Consider the following 20,725-nt stretch of genomic DNA (forward strand, 5'->3'; position numbering starts at 1 on the left):
ACGCCATTCGGGTGAGGCAAGATGAGGAAGATGCGAAGAGGTCTGGTCCAATGCCTGGCATGGGTGCTGGCGACCGGCGCCGCGGTCACGCTGTCGTGGTACGGCGTGCGCACGGTGCTGACCGGGACGGCCTACGAGCCGCCGCGCGCGCTGCCGATCGCCGACGGCTCCCAGTCGGCGACCGGGACCTGGTCCTCCTCGACCCACCGGGCCAAACCCCCGTCCCCCTCGGCGACTTCCACGTCCCCCTCGTCCTCGCCCTCGCGTCCGGCGGCGGACACGGGGGCCGAGGGGGACGCGGCCACCGGGTCGGGGCCGGCCACCCGCGGTCCGCGGCCGGCCCCGACACCGTCCCGGCCGGACGCGGCGCGGCCGGAGGAGAGCGGGGAGGTGCGCGGCTATCCGGTCAAGGGCGGACGGGCGGTCTTCGAGATGCACGCGGCATCGGCGGACCTGGTCTCGGCGACACCGGACAGCGGATGGCAGATGCGGGTGTGGAAGCAGAGCGAGTGGATCCGGGTGGACTTCGTCTCCGGGGCCGACACCACCACGATCTTCTGCACCTGGCACGACGGCCCGCCCCAGGTCCGTATCGACGGGCACTAGGAGGCGTGCTGCGGCGTGCTGCCCGGTCAGGCGAAGGCGGCGGGCGGCGGGGCCGGGGAGGGGGCGGCGGTCGCGTCGGTGACCGGGATCGCGCCCCCGGTGAAGTCCGCGAGCGCGCGCCCGTGTTCGACCCGCGCGGGGTGCGGATCGCTCGCGGCCCGGCGGGTGAGCTCGGCCAGCGGCAGCGCACGGTCGGCGGCCAGCAGCACGGCGTTGCCGAAGCGGCGGCCGCGCAGCACGGCGGGGTCGGCGGTCAGACACACCTCGGCGAACGCGGCACGGGCGGTGGCGATCTGGGCCCTCAGATGGGCCAGCGGCGGACCGTCGGCGAGATTGGCGGCGTAGTACCCGTCCGGGCGCAGGGCCCGCCGCACCTCGGCGAGGAACTCCGCACTGGTGAGATGGGCGGGGGTACGGGCCCCGCTGAAGACGTCCGCGATGATCAGGTCCGCCCAGCCGTCGGGCACCTTGGCGAGCCCCGCCCGTGCGTCGGCGCCGCGCACCCGTATCCGGTCCCCGGGGTCCAGCGGCAGCTCACGCCGGACGAACTGGACGAGCGGGGCGTCGATCTCGATGATCTGCTGGGTGGAGCGGGGCCGGGTCGCCGCGATGTAGCGGGCCAGCGTGAAGGCGCCGCCGCCCAGGTGGACCGCGTGCAGCGGACGGCCGGGAGGGGCGGCGAGGTCGGCGATATGACCGAATCGGCGCTGGTACTCGAAGTCGAGGTACGCGGGGTCGTCGAGGTCCACGTGCGACTGCGGCTTGCCGTCGAGCAGCAGCGTCCAGCCGCGCGGCCGGTCCCGGTCCGGCACGAGCTCGGCGAGTCCCCCGTCGACGGATGCGGTGACCGGCTCGGGACCGCGCCCCCGGGCCGCTCCGCGCCCGCGCGCGGCTCGCTTCTTCGTGCCTTTCGCCATGTGTCCCAGTATGCGGCGGACGACCAGGTGCCCCGGACGGTCGGGGTCGCGGACGACCGAGGGGTCGCGGACGGTCCGGGGTCACGGACAACCGAGCGTCACGGACAACCGCGCGTCACGGACAGTCCGGGGTCACGGACAACCGAGCGTCACGGACGACACGCGCGTCACGGACGGTCCGGGGTCACGGACAACCGAGCGTCACGGACAACCAGGCGTCACAGACGGTCCGGGGTCACAGGCGACCGGGCGTCACTGACAGCGGTCGACGGCCTCGATCATGCGGGCCGCCTCGCCGAGCGCCGCCCGGAGCTCGGCGGGATCGGTGGCGACCGTGTACGCGGCGTCGGGCGGCACCAGCCAGCCGGTGCCGATGCCGGGCGGCGCCTCGTCCCCGGCCGCTTCCGCTTCTTCGCCACCGGCGTCGTCGGCCGCACCGGCGTCACTGGGGGCGCCGGAGTCGATGTTTATCCGGATCCCGCGCCCAGAGGTCTGGGTGCACGCGGAGCCCGGCAGGTCCCAGCCGTCCGCCGTGCCGGGCGGCACCAGGAAGCCGAGGGTGTCGCAGGTGTGGTCGTGCAGGACGGGACCGAGGCCGTCGCACGCGCGGCGCAGGATGTCCACCGCCTCCAGCCCCTGGCGGGCGGGCACCGTGACGAGATCGCAGTCCTGGCGCTGGGGGTGCTGTGCAGTCGTCCGTGAGCGGCTGATGTCCACTCCGGCCTCCCTCTTCATCGGGTCGCACCCCATTCAACGCGCGGGCGGTGTCAACGGCTACGGCCGAATGCCGCCGTAAAGGATGGCAGTTCATGGCAGATCGTGGGCGAGATGCCATGTTTGCCGGAATTCTCCGAGTGTCGTCGATCTCACAGCCGGTACGGTTCTCCCCCCGCCCACCTGGCATCACCAAGGGAGAGGCTCAGAATGACGCCGCTTCCAGAGCCCTCGCCGCCCCGGCCGAACACCGCGTTCCGCCGGCTGCGCGGACAGCTCTCCCCCTCCGAGTTCGCGGCGTCCGTACGCCGCGCCGCCCGTGAGATCGGCGAGCAGGTCGCCTGCGACGCCCGCTATGTCGGCCGCGTCGAGTCGGGCGCGATCCGCTGTCCCAACTACGCCTACGAACGGGTCTTCCGCCATATGTTCCCCGGCCGCACCCTTACGGATCTCGGCTTCGCCCCCCGCGAGTCGGTGCGCGGCCACGGAGCCCGCGGCCCCTCCCCCGCCCGCGCCCAGGTCCCCGGGCCGCGCCCCGGCCCCGGATTCCCCGAACCCCAGGACAAAGGCATCGGTAAGGGGATCGGTAAGGGGATCGTCGACATCTTCGAGGAGTGCGAGCTGCTGCGGCGCGCGTTCATGGCCGGCGGGGCGGCGGCCGCCGCCGTGGCCGTGGCTCCGCGGGGCGGGACGCCGCCCCGGCGGGCGGGGCGGGTGGGGGAGGCCGAGGCCGTCGCCGTGGAGGAGGCCGTGCGGCGGATCCGGGTGCTGGACGACCGGCACGGCGCCAACTCCCTCTACGCGCACACCGCCAAACCGCTGAGCGCCGCCTACGCCCTGCTCGACGCGGGCCGCTACAGCCGCTCGATCGCCGAGCGGCTCTTCGCGGGCGCCGGTGAACTGGCCATCTCGGTGGGCTGGCTGGCCCATGACTCCGGGCGGCTGTCCGACGCGCGGTCCCACTACGCCGAGGCCCTGGCCACCGCGCGCGTCTCCGGCGACGCCGCCCTGGAGGCGCACGCGTTCTGCAACACCGCCTTCCTCGCCCGCGACGCCGGCCGCCCCCGCGAGGCCGTACGGGCGGCCCAGGCGGCACAGCGGGTCGCCGAGCGGCTCGCCTCGCCGCGGCTGCTGTCGCTGCTCGCGCTGCGCGAGGCCGGGGGGCTCGCCGGGCTGGCCGACCGGGGCGGCTGCGAGCGGGCCCTGCTGCGCGCCCGGACGCTGTTCGGGCGGGGACCCCATGACTCCGACCCCGAGTGGATGAGCTTCTTCGGGGAGGCCGAACTGGAAGGGCTGGAGGCGCAGTGCTGGTCGGCGCTCGGCGAGTGGAAGCGCGCCGTGGAGCACGCGCGCCGCGCCGTCTCCCTCCAGAACCCCCACTTCACCCGCAACATCGCGCTGTTCACCACGGAGTTGGCGAGCGATCTGGTGGCCGGCGGCGCGCCCGACGCGGCCGCCGTCACGGCCGGCCGGGCCCTGGTCCTGCTGGATCAGGTGAATTCGTCCCGGATTCACCGGATGCTCGACGACACGGCCCGGATACTGCGTCCTTACGGTCGCGATGAGATGGTGGCCGACTTCCTCGCCCGCCATGAGTCGCATGAGACGGCCGTCGCCCGCTCCGCGGCGACCGGCCGTACCGGCCCGGCCTGACGCCCGTAGCCCGGCTCAGCCGAGATGGCCCGTGTCGTTCCAGCGCTCGATGGCGGGTTCGCCGTACGCCCAGCCGAGCACCGACAGGGACGTCGGGTCGAGCCGGATACGGGCGGCGAAGGAGGCGTCGCAACCGAGCCAACGGGCGCCCAGTGTCCGCAGGATGTGGCCGTGCGCGAAGACCAGCACATCGCGGTCGGCCGAGCGCGCCCACTCCACCACCTCGTCCGCCCGCGCCGCGATCGAGGCGATGGACTCGCCCTCGGGCACCCCGTCCCGCCAGATGACCCAGCCGGGCCGGGCGGCCTTGATCTCGGCGGGGGTCATCCCCTCGTACGCGCCGTAGTCCCACTCCAGGAGCGCGTCCCACTCCCGCGCCCGGTCGCCGAAGCCCGCCAGTTCACAGGTCTCCTTCGCCCGCGACAGCGGGCTGGTGCGCACCTCGGCGTCCGGGAGGGCCGCCCAGGGGCCGTGGTGCAGCCGCTCGCCGAGCAGTTTGGCGCCCCGCCGTCCCTCGTCGAGCAGCGGGATGTCCGTACGGCCGGTGTGTTTCCCGGAGAGCGACCACTGCGTCTGTCCGTGCCGGGCCAGGAGGATGCGTGGTGCCATGGGGTACTGCCTTCTTTCACCGGTTTCGCACCGCCGCGCCGCCGTGCGCCATTACACGCCGCTGCCTGCGGTTTCATGCACTCTTCGGAACCGGCACTCGACCGGCCGCCGTCCGTCCATCATCGCTCACCTGATCGGAAGGCAACCTCCGGGGCGCCCGTGGCGTCTTCCAGTCCGCGCGCGGGTCGCCGGGGGATTCCGACAGGGGGCGCCGCTCGCGGATGGGGGCGGTGCGTGGATCGCCGCGCCTACACCGTACGGTTGTCCGCGCGCCTTGTTGTGGCCGCCTGAACTTTGGAGAGCGTCCGAATGCCCCACACCGTGCCCCGTGCCGGAGCAGCACAGGGCAGTCGGCCACGTTGGTGGACCGAACTGCCGCTGATAGCGGTGGTGTACGCCGCGTACTCGGCCGGTCGGCTGCTGGCCCGCGGCGATGTGTCCACCGCCGTCGATCACGGTCTGGCGATCCTCCACTTCGAACAGCGCCTGCACATCGACTTCGAGTCGCCGCTGAACGACATCTTCACGGACAACGCGGCGATCGGCATACCGGCGGACTTCGCCTACGCCTCCCTGCACTACGTGCTCACCCCGGCGATCCTGGTGTGGCTGTGGAAGCGCCACAAGGCGTCGGACTACCGCTTCCTGCGCACCTGGCTGCTGGTCTCCACGCTCATCGGGCTCATCGGCTTCACCCTGATGCCGACGTGCCCGCCGCGGCTCCTGGAGGCCGGCCACGGCTTCGTCGACACCATGGCGCAGTACGGCTCGTACGGCTGGTGGGGCGGCGAGGCCAGCGCGCCGCGCGGACTCGGCGGGCTGACCAACCAGTACGCGGCGATGCCCAGCCTCCATGTGGGATGGGCGCTGTGGTGCGGGGTCGCCCTGTGGCGGCACGGGCGCTTGGTGTGGGCCAGGATCGGCGCGGTCGCCTATCCACTGGCGATCACGCTCGTGGTGATGGGCACCGCCAACCACTACTTCCTGGACGCGGTGGCCGGCATCGCCACCATGGGGATCGGGGCGCTGCTGGCGGGTCCCGCGCTGCGGCTCACGCACACCCTCCGCACCCGCTTCGGCCCGGCCCGCGAAACCGCTCCGGCCTCCCGACACGCCGGTGCGCCCGCGGATGTCGGTGACAAGTGCGAGACTTCGGCGCGTGAACGGGAACGGATCCCCCGACAGCAGGGCAGGGGCGCGGACAGGCAACGTACCGACGGTGCCGCGGGTGAGGGCGGCCGGGGAGCCGGTGCCGACACCGGCGACCGGGGAGCCACCGCTGCGGGCGGTGCGGCCCCCGCGACAGGCGACGGGGCTGCGGCAGCGGCTCGCTGAGCTGCGCGGCCCGGACACCGTCCCGCATCCGATGGACGCCCGTGCGCTGGCGGCGCTGGCCGCCAACCCCGGCTGCCGCCGCCGCGCGCTACTGGACGGGGCCGGGGTCGACAAGGGCGCGCTGGCGCGGGCGCTGGGGGCGCCGGCGAACTTCGGGCAGTCGCAGTTCGCCCATCAGCGCGGCAACTCCTTCGAGGCCCGGGTCAAGGCGGACGGCGGCGCGGATCTGGTGCGGCTGCTGCACGAGCGGCTGCGCGACGGCTCGGAGCCGCCCGGCCCCGGCGAGGTCGCGACCCCCGACCTGTCCGCGCCAGGCCCGCAGGGCCGCACGGCCCGCACCGCGCTCGCCCTGCGCGAGGCCACGGAGGCGGGGCGCTGGGCGCTGCTGGACCATCCGATGGTGAGCCTGGACGTCGCGGGCTCCCCGGCCTTCCTGGAGCCGGACGCGGTCGTGGTCCACCCCGACGGGTCATGGACGATCGTCGAGATCAAGTCCTTCCCGATGGTGGACGGCTCCGCCGACCCGGCCAAGGTGGGCGCGGCGGCCCGGCAGTCGGCGGTCTACACGCTGGCGCTGGAGCGCGTGGCATCCATGATCGGCGAACCGCCGGAGAACGACGCCGGCACGGTAGATTCGGCGGCTTCGGTAGACCCGGCGGCTCCGGGGGACCCGGCGACTCCGACAGGTCCGACGCCTCTGGCGGCCCCGGCAGCTCCCGCGGCTTCGGCGGACCCGGAAGCTCCGGCGGCTTCGGCGGACCCGGAAGCTCCGGCGGCTTCGGCGGCTTCGGCAGAGCCAGCGGACCCGACGGCTCCGGCAACTCCAACGGCTCCGGCAGCCTCGGCAGCTCCGACGGATTCGGCAGGTCCGACGCCTCCGACGGCTTCGGCAGAGCCAGCGGACCCGGCGGCTCCGGCAGCTCCGACGCCTCCGACGGCCCCGGAAGAGCCAGCGGACCCGACGGCTCCAGCAGCTTCAACGGCTCCGGCAGCCCCGGCAGCTCCGACGGATTCGGCAGCAGGTCCGACGCCTCCGACGGCCCCGGAAGCTCCGGCAGACCCGGCGGCCTCGGTGAATTCCGCGGACTCGGCGGATTCCGCGGACTCGGCGCGGAGCGCGCGCGCACCGGTGCGCGCGCGGGTGCGGCATCAGGTGTTGCTCGTCTGTCCCAAGGACTTCTCCAACCTGCCGACCGCCGAAATGGTCGACGTACGTAAGCAGCTGGCGGTCACCCGGCGGCAGCTGGACCGGCTGACCCGGATCGAGGAGATCGCCGCCGCCCTGCCCGAGGGCACCACCTTCGACCTCCGGCTCACCGACGACGGCCGGACCCCGACCCGGCCCGTCGAGGAGCTGACCGCCGCCGTCGACGCGGTGCGGGCGGCGTACGCCCCGGAGTGCCTGTCCACCTGTGAGCTGGCCGCCCACTGCCGGGCGCGGGCCCGCGCGGCCGGCCGGGTCGAGGCGCTGGGCCGTGGCGTCCGGGGTGAGCTGGGCGGGCTCACCACCGTCGATGCCGTCCTCACGGCCGCCCTGGGCGGCCCCGCCGGGGAGGCGGCCCCCACCGGCGATCCCGCCGTCGACGCCCTGCGCCGCGCGGCGGCCCTGCGCGCCGAGGCGCTCGCCTCCCGCCCCGGGGCGGTGGCATGTCGCTGATCACCACCCTGGCCCGGATGGAGGCGGTCCGGGAGGGGCGGGCCCAGCCCCTGACCACCGTGCGCCACCGCCATCTGTCGGAGCGTCCGCTGGCGTTCGTGCCGCTCACCACGGCCGGTGAGGCGGGGGCGCCGCTCGGCGCGCTGGTGGGCACCGACCGGGACGCGCCGCGGCTGCTGATCGTGGCGCAGCCGCGCGACCGCGATCTGCGGTTCGCGTTCCTCGCCGAGCTCGCCGAGGAGATCCAGCCGTATCTGGACTCGTTCGGGGACGAGGTGGAGCTGGAGGAGCGCAGGGAGACCGATCCGGAGACCGGTAAGAAGGTGCCGGTCCAGGTCGAGCTCTGTGCGGACGCGCCACAACTGCTGGTGCCGAGCACCGCGGGCGTGGCGTTCATCCGGCTGCTGGGCCGGTCGATGCGGTTCCGGCGGACCGCGGAGCAGGACCCGGAGACGCCCTTCCCCGCGCCCGCGCGGGTACCGCTGCTCGGCCGCTGGCTGACCCACTACGGGGAGCGGTCGCGGGTGCCCGGATCGTGTCTGCTGCTCTCGCTCACCGAGCTGCTGAGCCGTCACTGGGCGACCGGGCAGAGCCATCTGGAGGACCAGCACCTGAGCTCGCTGCTGGCCTGGATCGACCCCCCGGACGGCGTGCCGGGGGCGGAGGCGGCGCTGCGGGCGGAGTCCGAGCGGGACGAGAACGGCCTGCTGCTGTGCCCGCCGGCCGGCCCGGCCACCGACCCCGCCTTCGACAACAAGCTGCTGGCCCCGGCGATGTCCCGCTACGACGCGGCGCGGGCCGAGGCGGCCCAGGGCGTGGCCGGGGCCGAGGCGCGGCTGCGGCTCGCCGAGGCGGAGCTGCGCGGGCTGATCGAGTCCCAGCTGCGGCCCACCTGGGACGCGCTGTGGCGCGGGGTGGACCTGCTGCGCGCCCTCCCGGAGGGCGCGCGGGTGGCCGAGCGCTGGAAGCGGGACCGCTGGTCCTACACCGGCCACCGGGACCGGGTCCGGGCCGGGGAGCCGCCGCAGCCCAAGCGGGACGACGCGGTGACGGCGGCGCAGAAACTGGCCGCCCGAGAGACCGCGCAGGCGCAGCTGGACGCCCATGAGGCGCTGGACGACCCGCTGGTCATGGCGGAGCGGCGGCTGGCCGGGGAGGCGTTCGCGGGCGAGGTGATCGATGTGGAGATGGCCTGGTCGGAGGCGAAGGTGCCGCGCCCGCGCCCGCTGGTCACGGTCCGCACCGAGGACCGTCCGCATCTGGCCGAGCGGGTCAAGCTGCACCGGCTCACGGCCGACGGCAGGGCGCAGAGCGGGGAGTTCGCCGGTTTCGCGAGCGCTGAGGGAGCTGAAGGAGCTGCGGGGGCTGCCGGGGCCGAGGAGGCCAACGGGGCTCAGGGGACTGATCCGGGCGATGGCGGCGACGGCCCGGTCCGCGCCCTGGTGGTGCGGCTGACCGGCGGTATGGGCCGGGGCAAGCAGCCGGAGCCGGGCTCGGTGCCCGAGAAGGGCGACCTGGTGTGCTGGACGCTGTTCGAGCACACCCCGCGCGGCGGCCCGGAGCTGCCCGACCCGGAGAGCACCCCGTGGACCCACGGCGGCCCGCCGGACGCCGCCGCCCCGGCCCAGGGCCCCGAGCCCGACCCGATGACCGAGGAGGACTATCTGTGATCGGCGCGGACCCGGCCGCCGGTGCGGCCCGCGCGGCCCGTGCCCGAGGGGGCGAGCCGTTCGACCCGTCGGCCGCGGCGGCGCGGGCGACCGAGGCGATCCTGCGGGACACGCTGCACGGCGCGGACCGCGGCGTCGTCGTGGACTCCCCGCCCGGTGCGGGCAAGTCGACGCTGGTGGTGCGGGCGGCGCGGGAGCTGGCCGCCGCCGGGCGCCCGCTGATGGTGGTCGCGCAGACCAACGCGCAGGTGGACGATCTGGTGGACCGGCTGGCCACCGCGGACCCCGAGCTTCCGGTGGGGCGGCTGCACAGCAGCGATCCGCATCCGTACGACCCGGTGCTCGACGGCCATGCGGCGGTCCGCACCTCCGCGAAGATCGCCGATCTGGCCGGGCTCGACATCGTGGTCTCCACGGCCGCCAAGTGGGCGCACATCAGACACGTCGAGCCGTGGCGGCACGCGATCGTGGACGAGGCGTACCAGATGCGCTCGGACGCGCTGCTGGCGGTCGCGGGGCTGTTCGAGCGGGCGCTGTTCGTGGGCGACCCGGGGCAGCTGGACCCGTTCAGCGTGGTGGGCGCCGACCAGTGGGCGGGGCTCTCGTACGACCCGTCGGCGAGCGCGGTCACCACGCTGCTCGCCCACAACCCGCGGCTGCCGCAGCACCGGCTGCCGGTGTCCTGGCGGCTGCCGGCCTCGGCCGCGCCGCTGGTCTCGGACGCGTTCTATCCGTACACGCCGTTCCGCAGCGGCACCGGCCACGGCGAGCGGCGGCTGAGCTTCGGGGTGGCCTCGGACGGCTCGGGGCCGGACCGGGTACTGGACGAGGCGGCCGCCTCCGGCTGGGGGCTGCTGGAGCTGCCCGCCCGGCGCACCCCGCGCACCGACCCGGAGGCGGTGGCGGCCGTGGCCCAGGTGGTGCGGCGGCTGCTGGACCGGGGCGCGGCGGCGGTCAGCGAGCGGTCGGACGAGCCGGTGCCGGTCACGGCGGACCGGATCGCGGTGGGCACGGCGCACCGGGACCAGGCGGCGGCGGTCCGGGCGGCGCTGACGGGGCTCGGGGTGTCCGGCGTCACCGTCGACACCGCCAACCGACTCCAGGGGCGTGAGTTCGACGTCACGGTCGTGCTGCACCCGCTGTCCGGGCGGCCGGACGCCACGGCCTTCCATCTGGAGACGGGGCGGCTGTGCGTGCTGACGTCGCGGCACCGGCAGGCGTGTGTGGTGGTGTGCCGGGCGGGGGTGGCCGAGCTGCTGGACGAGCACCCGTCCACGGAGCCGGTGCAGCTGGGGGTCACGGTGAAGTTCCCGGACGGCTGGGAGGCCAACCACGCGGTGCTGGCGCACCTGGCCGAGCACCGGGTGGCATGGCGGCCGTAAGGGCGCGTCCTCCGGCGGCCGCGGGGGCGGCGGTGAGGGGGCGTCGGTCCGGCCATGGTTCAGGGGGCGGCGGGGTGGGGAGACACCCCAGGTCGGCGGCGTGCGGCGGGGGCGCCCTTGCCGTACGCGCGACAATGGAGACCAGAAGACCACCGCGAACCGTAGGTGTCTGACGACCCAGGAGGAGAGATCACATGCCCGAGCCGGATGCGGCTCAAGGCCGGCACGGCTCCGCGCCCAGGCGGCTGAAACCGGCGCCCCTGCTCTTCGAACCGGCCGCCGCCGCCTCGGACGAGGCGCATTTCTTCGATCTGGAGTCGATCGAGGACCCGCGTGAGCTGCTGTCCCGCTCGACGGAGCTGGTGCTGGCGTTCCGCGCGGCCACGGACCGGGCCATGGAGTTCCAGGCGATGGCGGCCGCGCAGCTCGCCGACCCGAGGCGGTTCGACCGGCTGACCCCGGCCGTGATCGCCGAGCGTGCGGAGTGGACCGAGGACTACGCCAAGAAGATGATCGAGTTCGGGCGTGAGCTGATGCGGGGCGGCGAGGTGCCGGACTGAACGGCGGTCGTGAGCCCGGGGCATATGCGCGCGGAAGGTACCCGACTCCGCCCCACGATGTCCCGGTTTTGCCTCATCTCTCTACACCGTCGTCACCGCCGGTAAAGGTGGAAACATGAGCAGATCGCCCCAGGACTCCCTGCACACCGCCGCCTATGTCACCCCGGCCGGTGCGGACTGGCTCGCCTCGGCCAGCGCGTCCCCGCGCGGTGTGCACGCCGTGTGGGCCGGGGCCCCGACCGCGGCGGTGACGCTGCCGTGCGGCACGGCGTTCGACGTGATCAGCATGGACGCGCTCTTCGGCCGCCGGGTGGTGAGCCGGTTATGGACCGATGGCCCCGGCACCGGCCCGGTCGCGGCCCAGGGCGGCCGCGTCATGCTCTTCGCCACCCCGGGTACCGCCCAGCGGCTGCCCGCGCTGCTCGACTGGGAGGAGTGGGGCGCGGCCGCTCCCCCGCTGCTCTGCTACGGCAGGGGCGACGCGGTGACCGTACCGCCGCTGTTCCCGCCGGACGCCGATCCACCGGCGCCCCTGCCCGCGCCCGGCGAACGCGGTGCCCAGCAGCCCGGCGCCCAGGCGTCCGGCGCACCGGAGTGCACCCCGGTGCCGTCGCCGCGCTGGCTCGTCGCACCCGATGTCCGCGCCCCCTGGCTGCCGGGCCCCGAGGTGCTGCTGTGGGCCTGTGTGAGGGCGGCCCGCACGGCCGGCGCCGATCCCGAAAGCACGGCCGTGACCAGCGCACCCGCCGTATTTCCGGGCTGAAAACCATCGATTTTCACTCCGTGGCGTCCGGGTGCTAAGGTCTCCTACGTCAGCAGGCGCCGCTAGCTCAGTTGGTTAGAGCAGCTGACTCTTAATCAGCGGGTCCGGGGTTCGAGTCCCTGGCGGCGCACAGACGGTGAAAGGCCCCTCACTTCGGTGAGGGGCCTTTCGCGTGGTGCGCGCCGTTTCGCGCACGAGGGCCGTCAGCCGTCACGGGCCCGGGTCCGTGAGCCGGGTCACGGCCATGACCGCCTCGTCCGGGCCGGGCATCCCGAGCGTCTCCCGGCGCAGGGCGTGCGCCGCCGTGGCGTACGAGGGCTGCTCCAGCAGCGCGAAGAGATCCAGGGCCAGCCGGGCGCCCGCCGCCCGCGCCCCGCGCCGGGTGCCGTCGAGGGCGTCCGCGGGCAGATACATCCCGGCGCCCACCCTGGCCAGCCGCGCCCCGTTGAGCTGGTGCTCGAGGCGGGGCGCGACGACCAGCTGCGGGACCCCGGCGATGGCGGCGGCCAGCACCGCCGCACCCCCGCCCTGGTGGAGCAGAGCCCGGCAGCCCGGCAGCACCCGGTGCAGCGGCCCGGCGGGCGGCTGCCCATCGGCGGCGCTACCGACCCGGACGACCTCCACGCCCCGCGCCTCGGCAACCCGCAGCGCGGCCCGTACGGCGTCCGGCGGACCACCGGTGTCCTCCCATGCCGCACATACCCGCACCGGCCCGGAGCGCCTGGGGCCGCCCCGCGCGACGACGCGGCGCGCGGGGTGCGACAGGGCACGGCGGCCCCCGTACGGCGACGGCGTCTCGGGCGATGACGGCGAACCGTCGTACGGCGTCGAACCGCCCCGCGTCGGCGAACCGCCCCGCGAGGACGAACCGCCCCGCGATGCCGGGCCGCCCCGCGACGCCGGGCCATCCTGCGGCGACGAACCGTCGTGCCAGACGAAGCGCACCGGCAGCCGCCGTGCCCGCGAGGGCAGGGCGAGGCTCGGCGGGCAGGGGTCGAGCCACAGATCGGGCTCACGCTCCGGGTCGGCGCCGTAGCGCCGCATCAGACGGGCGTAGCCGGGCAGCGGCGGGCCCTCCAGCCGCTGCCGGTCCAGCCGCAGGACGGCCGCGCTCCCCCACAGCTGGCCGACCGCGGGCACCCCCAGCGCCCCCGCGGCCACCGTGCCCGCGTACGCGCTCGCGTCATGCACCACCAGCTCCGGCTGCCAGCAGCGGGCGAAGGCCACCAGGCCCTGTGCCATCGCCTCGGCGATCCGCACCTGCCGATCGCCGAACGCGCGCAGCACACCGTGCTGCTCCGGGGTGAGGGCGGCGGGCCGCACCGGCCAGTCCGCCGGCCAGATGCCGCGCGGCCGCCGCGCCGCGTCCGGCGCCCTGACCACCGCGGCGGGCAGGGCGCAGATCTGCACCGGCACCAGCCCGGCCCGTGCGACGGCCGCCGCGCATTCGGACGGCACCGCGACCCGCACCTGGTGCCCCGCCCCGATCAGGGCGCGCGCCAGCGGCACCATGGGGACGAGATGGGCGCCCGAGGCCCAGGTCGTGAACAGGACGCGCACGGTCACCTCCCGCAGAGGTCGAACCGGCCGGACCGACACGTCCGGCCAATGAAGCCGATGGAGCCGATGGAGCCGATGGAGCCGACGGAGCCGACGGAGCCGACGGAGCCGTTGAAGTCGATGGACAGGACGCCGAGCCGACCCACCGCGTCCCTCGGCGGGCTCAGCGGCGTCCCACGAGCGTCAGCGCTTCGCCGGTGATCGTGGCGTTGGCCGCCGAGCACAGGAAGAGCAGGGTGCGGGCGATGTCCTCGGGCGTGGCGGGCGGTCGGCCGGGCGGCGGGGGCGCCGGGCATACGGCGTTGACCAGCACTCCGTCGCCGCCCACCTCCGCCACCAGACCGCGGGCCAGACCGTGCAGCCCGGCCCTGGCCACCGCGTGGAACTCGGCCCCGCGGTCGCCGCCCGCCGCCTGCGGCGAGGCCACCAGCGCGATCCGGCCCCAGCCGCGCTTGCGCATCCCGGCGACGGCCCACTGGACGGTGCGGATCGCGGGCGCGAAGCCGTCGGCCACGAGCGGCAGCCAGTGCTCCTCCCGTACGTCCTCGAACCGGGCGTGCGGTTCGAGCCGGGGGTCCTCCCGCCGGGCGTTCGCCACCAGCACGTCCAGTCCGCCCCAGCGGTCCTCGACGGCGGCCACGACCCAGCGCGGCGACGCGGAGTCCTCCAAGGCGTACGGCACGGCGAAGGCCCGGCTCCGGTCCGGGCCGGACAGCTCGGCGGCCAGTGCCTCGGCGGCCTCGCGGCGGTGCCGGAAGGCGAGCGCGACCCGGGCGCCCTGCGCCGCGAAGGCGCGTGCGGCGGCCCGGCCGATGGCCCCGGTGGCCCCGGTGACCAGGACCGTGCGCCCCTCCAGACCGAGCTCCATCATGGGCGCTCCTCGCGGTCGTTCCCACTGAGAAGGCCATGGTCGCCGCCGTGACTCGAGCCCGCCTCGACCCGCGCCCGAGCCTGTCCGGGAGACCGCTCGGCCGCTATCCGCCGTTCCGCTGGAAGGCGGCGCGGTAGCTGTGCGGGCTGGTGCCGACGACGCGCTTGAAGCGGTCCCGGAAGGAGGTGGGCGAGCCGAATCCGACCTGGCCGGCGATGCGCTCGACCGGATGATCGGTGACCTCCAGCAGATACTGCGCCTGACGGATCCGGGCACGGTGCAGCCACTGAAGCGGGGTGGTTCCGGTGTGCTCCCGGAAGCGGCGGTTGAGGGTGCGGGTGCTCATGCCGACGTGGGCGGCGATCTCGGCGAGGGTGAGGTCCCGTCCGGCGTTGTCCTCCAGCCACCGCAGCAAAGGTTCGAACAGCGATCCGCGCGGTACGGGCGGCTGGTCGTGGACGATGAACTGGGCCTGCCCGCCCTCCCGTTCCAGGGGCATCACGGACAGCCGCGCGGCGTCGGCGGCCACAGCGGAGCCGTGGTCGCGCCGGATCAGGTGCAGACACAGGTCGAGCCCGGCCGCGGCGCCCGCCGAGGTGAGGATCTGGCCGTTGTCCACATAGAGCACGTCCGGGTCGACCTCGATCTTCGGATGGAGCTCGGCGAGCAGCGGAGCGGCGGCCCAGTGCGTGGTGGCGCGGAGTCCGTCGAGCAGTCCGGTGGCGGCGAGCACGAAGGCCCCGGAGCAGATCGAGGCGATCCGGGTGCCCCGCTCGGCCGCGTCCCGCAGCGCGTCGGCCGCCTCGGCGGGGAGCGGGAGCAGGGGGTCGGCGCGGCCGGGCACGAAGATGGTGTCGGCCTCGGCGAGCGCCTCCAGCCCGTACGGCGCCTGGAGGGTGAACGCCCCCGCGTCGACGGTGGGGGTGGGGGCGCAGACCCGGATCCGGTACGGCTCCCGGCCGTCGGGCAGCCGGGTGCGGGTGAACACCTCGATCGGGGTGGCCAGATCAGGGGCGATGACCTGGTCCAGCGCCAGGATCACGATGGTGTGCATGGCCATAATCTAGGCCGCACGGCGAAAGGCGCCGCAGCCGGGTGGCGAGAAGTATGCGGGCGGTCCATTCCAGCCATTCCGGTGTCAGATCCGGCCGCACATCCCCGCGTCGGCGATGCGGATCGACGGATTGCCGTAGGCCATGCGCTGGAGAACCTTGCGGTAGAGCGGCGTACGGCGCAGCGCCCGCGCGAGGCGGGGGCGCACCCGGGTGGTGAACGTGCCGCGCGAGAGGATCGCCCGGCTCTGGAGGGTCTGCATCCGCATCACCGCCGCGATGTCCGGGCCGCGCCGCCGCTCGAACTCCGCCAGCCGCTCGGCGCAGGTGTCGCCCTCGGCCAGCGCACGGACCAGCAGGGGGTGCAGCACCACCGCGTCCTGCACCGCGAGGTTGATGCCCTGGGCGCCGATCGGGCTGTGGGTGTGGGCGGCGTCGCCGATCAGCACCAGCCCGTCGGCGGCCCAGCGCTCGGCGCGTGCGGAGAAGACGTCGAGCACGCCGAGGTCGGCGGGGCCCCGGATCTGATCGCGGATCAGCGTGGCGTACTGCGGCACGGCACGCGCCAGCCGCTCCTTGACGTGGTCGGGGCCGAGGGCGGCGAGATGGCGGTAGCGCCGGTGCGGCAGCGTCCAGCCGATCTGGATGCGGTCCGGCCAGGAACCGTAGACCAGCACCGGGCCGCCGCCGGTACGGAACACCCGCACATCGCGGACCGGCGGCTCCCCCCGGCGCGCGATGAGCGTGCACCACAGCACATCCTGGGCGAACGGCTCGGCGCGGCCCGCTCCGATGCCCGCCAGCCGCCGGATGCGCGAGCACCTGCCGTCCGCGCCGACGACGACCCGGGCCCGTACGACACAGCGGCCCTGCGGTCCTTCGGCGATCACCCCGACGACCGTCCCGTCCCGCCGCAGCAGCCCGTCGGCCCGCCGGCCGGGCAGATAGCGGAAGCCGGGCGAGCGGCGGCAGCGGGTGAGGAGCTCATCCAGCAGATGCGGGCGCGGAACGCTCAACAGGTGGTCGTGGGGAGCCGGAAGCAGCCGGTAGTCGGCCTCCAGCAGCACCCGAGCGCCTTCGATCACCAGAAACCGGTCGTGCTGATGCGCGCCGCGGGCACGTGCTCCGTCGAGCACATCGAGCGCGTCCAACAGCGCCATCGCGCCGGGCTGGAGGATTTCACCGCGGAACGCGCGCTGATGCGCGCGGGCGCGCTCCACCACGGTCACCCGAGCCCCCGAGCGCAGCATCAGCAGCGCCAGCACCAGACCTGCCGGGCCGCCCCCGACCACGCACACATCGGTGTCGATCTCGCGCATCATGGCGCCTCCTGCGGGTCGGGCTCCAGGGCATGGGCATCGGGCGCTGCGACACCCCTGGAGGCGTTACGAACACGCCACGGCTCCGCTTGCCCGCGCGGGGGGATCGGGCAGCGGAGCCGTGACAAGCCCGGCTGAAGGGCGGCGCCGGGCGTTCAGGGGAGGGATTTCGCCGGACGGAGACGGCTGGTACGGGACTCCCGGCGAGGACGGTATCGGGGGGATCGGGGCTTCCGGAGATTCGGGGGATCGGGAGGATCGGGACTTTGGGGTCGGGGCTTCGGGGCTCTGCGGGTATCGATGCCGGCCTGCGGGCCACCGGCTGCGGGTCGTGGGCTACCGGGCGGTGGATCTATGCGGCGAACAGGTCGAGCACCGGGCGGCGCCAGTGACCGTCCACGTCCAGGTCGAGGGCCGGGTCGGAGGCGAGCACCGCCTGCTGGAGCTTCTGGAGCCGCGGCGACGGCTCGAGGCCGAGGTCCTCGACCAGTCTGGCGCGCAGCCCCTGGTAGACCTCCAGCGCCTGCCAGGGGCGGCCCGCGCGGTAGAGGGCGGCCATGCACTGGGCGTGCAGCCCCTCGTGCAGCGGATGACGGGCGGTCAGCTCGGTCAGCTCGGTGAGCAGCTCGGCATGGCGGCCCAGCCGCAGATCGGCCTCGATACGGCGCTCCAGGACCCCGAGCCGGCTCTCCTCCAGCCGGGCCAGCTCGATCTCCAGGACCGGTCCGACCTTCACGTCCACCAGCGCCGGACCGCGCCAGACGGCCAGCGCCTCGCGCAGCAGCAGGGACGCCTGGACATCGTCCCCGGCGTCCAGGGCCTCCCGCCCCGCCGCCACCAGCCGGTCGTACTCATGGATGTCCACCGCGCCCGGCTGGGCCTCCAGCACATATCCGCCGTAACGCGTGGCCAGCACGTCCTTGGAAGCCTGCGGGGCCTGCGGGCCATAGGCGGCGGCCAGCCTGCGGCGCAACTGGAGGATGTAGGTCTGCAAAGTGGTGAGCGCGCTGCGCGGCATCTGCGTGCCCCAGATTTCCTCCATAAGAGTGGGCACCGGCAGCATCTGGTTGGCGTAGACGGAAAGCAGTGCAAGGATCTGGCGCGGCTTGCCCGCGCTGGGCACGATCGACTGACCGCACGCCTCGACGCTCAGCGGCCCCAACACCTTGATGTCCATGGTCGTGTACCTCCGTCAACGGTCCGTCAAGTGCCTCCTGGCCGCGCGGCCCTGCCATCGAGGCATCTAAGAGCCTCGCTTGTGGACGACCTGTGCGGCCAGTGCCGGAATAACGAACTCGATATGAGTTCCAGAGCGCCGATCCATGACAAATTCACACCCCTGGCGATGAGAGAGTCCGCGATGATCGATACGCCCGTCCCCCATGAGCCCACGAGCCCCACCGGTCCTGCTCGTTCCGCCACAATCACCGGGATCACCGGGATCACCGGGACCGCCGAGGCCGTCCCTCCGCCCGCCGAGTACGACGACCTGGTCATCGAGGACCTCTCCGACGCCGCCTGGCCCATCGGCGCGCCCGGCATCTGCATCTGCACCGTCGGCGCCGAATGACCGGCCGATGACCGGCGAACTGGGCTTCACACCACATCTGCGGGTCGAGCCGGTGCCGGGCGAGGCCGTCTATCTCGTCTCCGAGCACGGGGTCACGGCGCTGCACGGGCGGGCGATCGCCGCGCTCGCGCCGCTGCTCGACGGGTCGAGGGATCTCGCCCACATCCTCACCGAGGCCGCCGCGCCCGCCCGCGCGGCCGACGGCCCGCCCGGCGCGGTCCCGGCCGGGCAGGCCGAGCGCGTCATCGCCCGCCTCCGCGCGGCCGGGCTGGTCTCCGAGCGGGTGCGCTCCGCCACCCCCGAGGAGGCGTACTGGGAGCTGGCCGGACTGGGCACCGTCGGCGGCTCCGCCCCGGCCCCCGTGCCCCCGGCGTCCCGTCCCGCCGTGGCCGCCGTGGTCCTCGGCTCGGCCGACCCGGGCGAGGTGGTCCGGGCGCTGCGCGCCGCGGGGCTGAGGACCGCGGCGGCGAGGACCGCGGCGGCGGAGGGGGAGCCGGCGGACGGCGAGCCGGTGACCCCAGGGGTCCCTACCCCTAGACGAGAGATATGTCAAATCGCCTCCCGTCAACATGACGCCGCAGAACTCACTCTTGTGGTGTGCGATGACTACCTCGATCCCCGGCTCGCCGCAGTGGACGCCGCGCACCGCGCCGCCGGACGTCGCTGGCTGCCCGTCAAACCGGTGGGCACCCAGGCGTGGCTGGGTCCGTTCCTCGGCGCCCCCGACGACCCGTGCTGGGCCTGTCTGGCCGACCGGCTGTGGCGCGGGCGGCAGGCCGAGGCGTATCTCCAGCGCCGGCTCGGCCGGCCCGGCCCGGTGCCGCGCCCGCCCGCCTCACTGCCCGCGAGCCGCGCCGCCGCGCTCCAGCTGGCCGCGCTGGAGGCCGCCAAGTGGCTGGCCGGGCACCGGCATCCGGGCCAGCGGGCGCTGCGCACCCTGGACAGCCTCACCGCCACCGTGGACCGCCATCCGCTGTCCCGCCGTCCGCAGTGCCCCGGCTGTGGCGACCCCGCGCTGGTCGCGGCCCGGATACGGGCGCCCCTGGCGCTGCCGTCGCGGCGGGAGCCGCTGCCCGAAACCGACACCGACATCTCGCCGCGCGAGATCATGGAGCGCTACGGACATCTGGTGGACCCCCTCACCGGGCTGATCACCGAGATCCGCCGCGATCCGCGCGGCCCCGCCGTCCTCAACTGCTTCCACGCGCGCCACCCGTCGTACGCCGCAGCGGGCCCTGTGCGCGGCCTGGACGCCGTAAGGGCCGGGCTGCGGGCGGCCGCCCACGGTAAGGGCCGCACCGCCGAACAGGCGCGGGCGAGCGCGCTGTGCGAGGCCCTGGAGCACTACAGCGGCCATTTCCAGGGGGACGAGCCGCGGCAGCGCGCCCGTTACCGCGATCTGTGCCCGGACGACGCGGTGCACCCGGACACCGTCCAGCTCTTCGACCCGCGCCAGTTCCGGGACCGGGCCCTCCCCGCGCGCCACCGGATCCACGATCCGTTCGACGAGGACGCGGAGCTCGACTGGACCCCGGTGTGGTCGCTCACCGCCGAGCGCCACCGGCTGCTGCCCACCGCGCTGCTGTATTACGGCGCCCCGCAGCCCCCCGGCCGCCGGTGCTGCCGGGCGGACTCCAATGGCGCGGCGGCCGGCGGCACGCTGGCCGCCGCCGTGGTACGGGGCTTCCTGGAGCTGGTGGAACGGGACGCGGTCGCCCTGTGGTGGTACAACCGCACCCGTCAGCCCGCCGTGGCCCTCGACGCCTTCGACGACCCGTGGCTCGCCGAAGTGCGCGCCGCCCACCGGGGCGTACGGCGCGAGGTGTGGGCCCTTGACCTCACCACGGACTTCGGCATCCCGGTGGTCGCCGCGCTCTCCCGGCGCGTCGACAAGCCCGCCGAGGACATCACCCTCGGTTTCGGCGCCCACTTCGACCGGCACACCGCGCTGTGCCACGCCGTCGCCGAGCTCAACCAGATGCTTCCGGCGGTGGTCGAGGCCCGTGCCGACGGCGGGGGTTACGGCGCCGCCGGGCCCGAGGCGCTGCACTGGTTCCGTACCGCCACCCTCGCCGGCCAGCCCTATCTGGCACCCGATCCGGCCGCCTTACCGCCACCACGGATATCCGGCCCCCCTCAGGGCGGCGCGCTGGCCGCCGTGAGGGAGTCGGTGCGCCGGCGCGGGATGGAGTTGCTGGTGCTGGACCAGACCCGGCCGGATGTGGGCCTGCCGGTGGTCAAGGTGCTGGTGCCCGGGATGCGCCCGCACTGGGCCCGGTTCGCGCCCGGCCGGCTCTTCGATGTCCCGGTGGCGCTCGGCCGGCTGCCGGGGCCCACACCCTATGCGGACCTCAACCCGATTCCGTTTTTCCTGTGATCGCCCGTGATAACCGGTAACTCTGCGTACAGCATGAGCCTTTCACGTGGCCTCTCCACCCCTGCTGAAGATCGGATACTCTCGGGCAAGCCACCCAATCCGTCCCGACC

Annotated in this window: 17 protein-coding genes, 1 tRNA gene and 2 pseudogenes; 12 read left to right on the forward strand and 8 right to left on the reverse strand. The window is 74.6% G+C overall.

Annotated elements, in window-relative coordinates; genetic code table 11:
* Nucleotides 1-30: 30 nt before the first annotated feature.
* Nucleotides 31-606 (forward strand): hypothetical protein, encoded by a 576-nt coding sequence (locus tag N6H00_RS15105; protein ID WP_268972205.1) that lies wholly within the window; start codon nt 31-33, stop codon nt 604-606.
* 26 nt (nt 607-632) lie between these two features.
* On the opposite strand, the gene N6H00_RS15110 is transcribed toward N6H00_RS15105, so the two are convergent.
* Both N6H00_RS15110 and N6H00_RS15115 read right to left on the reverse strand, forming a co-directional pair.
* Entirely contained in the window at nt 633-1,523 is an 891-nt protein-coding gene (locus tag N6H00_RS15110) for a spermidine synthase (protein WP_268972206.1), read from the reverse strand.
* Between the two features lie 252 nt (nt 1,524-1,775).
* Entirely contained in the window at nt 1,776-2,258 is a 483-nt protein-coding gene (locus tag N6H00_RS15115; RefSeq protein WP_268972207.1) for a hypothetical protein, read from the reverse strand.
* Between the two features lie 189 nt (nt 2,259-2,447).
* Between N6H00_RS15115 and N6H00_RS15120 the strand changes: the two genes are divergently transcribed.
* On the forward strand, nt 2,448-3,890 hold the full coding sequence (locus N6H00_RS15120) for a tetratricopeptide repeat protein (RefSeq protein WP_268972208.1): 1,443 nt from the start codon (nt 2,448-2,450) through the stop codon (nt 3,888-3,890).
* 15 nt (nt 3,891-3,905) lie between these two features.
* On the opposite strand, the gene N6H00_RS15125 is transcribed toward N6H00_RS15120, so the two are convergent.
* Nucleotides 3,906-4,499, reverse strand: a complete 594-nt coding sequence (locus N6H00_RS15125) for a histidine phosphatase family protein (RefSeq protein WP_268972209.1) — start codon at nt 4,497-4,499, stop codon at nt 3,906-3,908.
* Nucleotides 4,500-4,808: 309 nt separating this feature from the next.
* Between N6H00_RS15125 and N6H00_RS15130 the strand changes: the two genes are divergently transcribed.
* From N6H00_RS15130 to N6H00_RS15165, 8 genes and pseudogenes are all read left to right on the forward strand, one after another.
* Nucleotides 4,809-5,834: a phosphatase PAP2 family protein gene (locus N6H00_RS15130; RefSeq protein ID WP_268972210.1), complete on the forward strand. Its 1,026-nt coding sequence runs from the start codon at nt 4,809-4,811 to the stop codon at nt 5,832-5,834.
* Between the two features lie 31 nt (nt 5,835-5,865).
* A pseudogene (locus N6H00_RS15135) lies at nt 5,866-6,429 on the forward strand (hypothetical protein); the annotation flags it as partial.
* A gap of 516 nt (nt 6,430-6,945) precedes the next feature.
* Nucleotides 6,946-7,491 (forward strand): annotated as a pseudogene (locus tag N6H00_RS15140) (hypothetical protein); the annotation flags it as partial.
* Nucleotides 7,482-9,161 carry a hypothetical protein gene (locus tag N6H00_RS15145; RefSeq protein WP_268972211.1) on the forward strand — a complete coding sequence of 560 codons (1,680 nt, stop codon included), beginning with the start codon at nt 7,482-7,484 and terminating at the stop codon, nt 9,159-9,161. The pseudogene N6H00_RS15140 and the gene N6H00_RS15145, both read left to right, overlap by 10 nt.
* Nucleotides 9,161-10,543 carry an AAA domain-containing protein gene (locus tag N6H00_RS15150; RefSeq protein WP_268976975.1) on the forward strand — a complete coding sequence of 461 codons (1,383 nt, stop codon included), beginning with the start codon at nt 9,161-9,163 and terminating at the stop codon, nt 10,541-10,543. Before N6H00_RS15145 ends, N6H00_RS15150 begins: the two co-directional genes overlap by 1 nt.
* 194 nt (nt 10,544-10,737) lie before the next feature.
* On the forward strand, nt 10,738-11,103 hold the full coding sequence (locus N6H00_RS15155) for a hypothetical protein (protein ID WP_268972212.1): 366 nt from the start codon (nt 10,738-10,740) through the stop codon (nt 11,101-11,103).
* A gap of 115 nt (nt 11,104-11,218) precedes the next feature.
* A complete protein-coding gene (locus tag N6H00_RS15160; RefSeq protein WP_268972213.1) occupies nt 11,219-11,866 on the forward strand; it encodes a bifunctional DNA primase/polymerase in 648 nt (215 codons plus the stop codon).
* A gap of 56 nt (nt 11,867-11,922) precedes the next feature.
* Nucleotides 11,923-11,996: transfer RNA gene (locus N6H00_RS15165), tRNA-Lys, on the forward strand.
* Nucleotides 11,997-12,076: 80 nt separating this feature from the next.
* Here the strand turns inward: N6H00_RS15165 and N6H00_RS15170 are convergent.
* The 5 genes from N6H00_RS15170 to N6H00_RS15190 all read right to left on the reverse strand — a co-directional run bounded on the left by N6H00_RS15170 (nt 12,077) and on the right by N6H00_RS15190 (nt 17,845).
* A complete protein-coding gene (locus N6H00_RS15170) occupies nt 12,077-13,426 on the reverse strand; it encodes a nucleotide disphospho-sugar-binding domain-containing protein (RefSeq protein WP_268972214.1) in 1,350 nt (449 codons plus the stop codon).
* Between the two features lie 163 nt (nt 13,427-13,589).
* On the reverse strand, nt 13,590-14,297 hold the full coding sequence (locus tag N6H00_RS15175) for an SDR family NAD(P)-dependent oxidoreductase (protein WP_268972215.1): 708 nt from the start codon (nt 14,295-14,297) through the stop codon (nt 13,590-13,592).
* Nucleotides 14,298-14,400: 103 nt separating this feature from the next.
* Nucleotides 14,401-15,351: a GlxA family transcriptional regulator gene (locus N6H00_RS15180; protein WP_268972216.1), complete on the reverse strand. Its 951-nt coding sequence runs from the start codon at nt 15,349-15,351 to the stop codon at nt 14,401-14,403.
* An 84-nt stretch (nt 15,352-15,435) separates the two neighbouring features.
* Nucleotides 15,436-16,668 carry an FAD-dependent monooxygenase gene (locus tag N6H00_RS15185; RefSeq protein ID WP_268972217.1) on the reverse strand — a complete coding sequence of 411 codons (1,233 nt, stop codon included), beginning with the start codon at nt 16,666-16,668 and terminating at the stop codon, nt 15,436-15,438.
* Nucleotides 16,669-17,020: 352 nt separating this feature from the next.
* On the reverse strand, nt 17,021-17,845 hold the full coding sequence (locus N6H00_RS15190) for an AfsR/SARP family transcriptional regulator (protein ID WP_268972218.1): 825 nt from the start codon (nt 17,843-17,845) through the stop codon (nt 17,021-17,023).
* A 183-nt stretch (nt 17,846-18,028) separates the two neighbouring features.
* Here N6H00_RS15190 and N6H00_RS15195 point away from each other — a divergent pair, with 183 nt between their 5' ends.
* Entirely contained in the window at nt 18,029-18,238 is a 210-nt protein-coding gene (locus N6H00_RS15195) for a hypothetical protein (protein ID WP_268972219.1), read from the forward strand.
* A gap of 7 nt (nt 18,239-18,245) precedes the next feature.
* Entirely contained in the window at nt 18,246-20,615 is a 2,370-nt protein-coding gene (locus N6H00_RS15200) for a TOMM precursor leader peptide-binding protein (protein WP_268972220.1), read from the forward strand.
* Nucleotides 20,616-20,725: the final 110 nt, after the last annotated feature.

Origin of the sequence: Streptomyces sp. S465 (assembly GCF_026898115.1) — a bacterium.
In the GTDB taxonomy this organism is placed as follows: domain Bacteria; phylum Actinomycetota; class Actinomycetes; order Streptomycetales; family Streptomycetaceae; genus Streptomyces; species Streptomyces luomodiensis.

Bases quoted from the DNA above. Each gene is read 5' to 3' on its own strand.
- N6H00_RS15105 (WP_268972205.1), top strand. From the start codon at position 31: ATGCGAAGAGGTCTGGTCCAATGCCTGGCATGGGTGCTGGCGACCGGC.
- N6H00_RS15110 (WP_268972206.1), bottom strand. From the start codon at position 1,523: ATGGCGAAAGGCACGAAGAAGCGAGCCGCGCGCGGGCGCGGAGCGGCC.
- N6H00_RS15115 (WP_268972207.1), bottom strand. From the start codon at position 2,258: ATGAAGAGGGAGGCCGGAGTGGACATCAGCCGCTCACGGACGACTGCA.
- N6H00_RS15120 (WP_268972208.1), top strand. From the start codon at position 2,448: ATGACGCCGCTTCCAGAGCCCTCGCCGCCCCGGCCGAACACCGCGTTC.
- N6H00_RS15125 (WP_268972209.1), bottom strand. From the start codon at position 4,499: ATGGCACCACGCATCCTCCTGGCCCGGCACGGACAGACGCAGTGGTCG.
- N6H00_RS15130 (WP_268972210.1), top strand. From the start codon at position 4,809: ATGCCCCACACCGTGCCCCGTGCCGGAGCAGCACAGGGCAGTCGGCCA.
- N6H00_RS15145 (WP_268972211.1), top strand. From the start codon at position 7,482: ATGTCGCTGATCACCACCCTGGCCCGGATGGAGGCGGTCCGGGAGGGG.
- N6H00_RS15155 (WP_268972212.1), top strand. From the start codon at position 10,738: ATGCCCGAGCCGGATGCGGCTCAAGGCCGGCACGGCTCCGCGCCCAGG.
- N6H00_RS15160 (WP_268972213.1), top strand. From the start codon at position 11,219: ATGAGCAGATCGCCCCAGGACTCCCTGCACACCGCCGCCTATGTCACC.
- N6H00_RS15175 (WP_268972215.1), bottom strand. From the start codon at position 14,297: ATGATGGAGCTCGGTCTGGAGGGGCGCACGGTCCTGGTCACCGGGGCC.
- N6H00_RS15180 (WP_268972216.1), bottom strand. From the start codon at position 15,351: ATGCACACCATCGTGATCCTGGCGCTGGACCAGGTCATCGCCCCTGAT.
- N6H00_RS15185 (WP_268972217.1), bottom strand. From the start codon at position 16,668: ATGCGCGAGATCGACACCGATGTGTGCGTGGTCGGGGGCGGCCCGGCA.
- N6H00_RS15190 (WP_268972218.1), bottom strand. From the start codon at position 17,845: ATGGACATCAAGGTGTTGGGGCCGCTGAGCGTCGAGGCGTGCGGTCAG.
- N6H00_RS15195 (WP_268972219.1), top strand. From the start codon at position 18,029: ATGATCGATACGCCCGTCCCCCATGAGCCCACGAGCCCCACCGGTCCT.
- N6H00_RS15200 (WP_268972220.1), top strand. From the start codon at position 18,246: ATGACCGGCGAACTGGGCTTCACACCACATCTGCGGGTCGAGCCGGTG.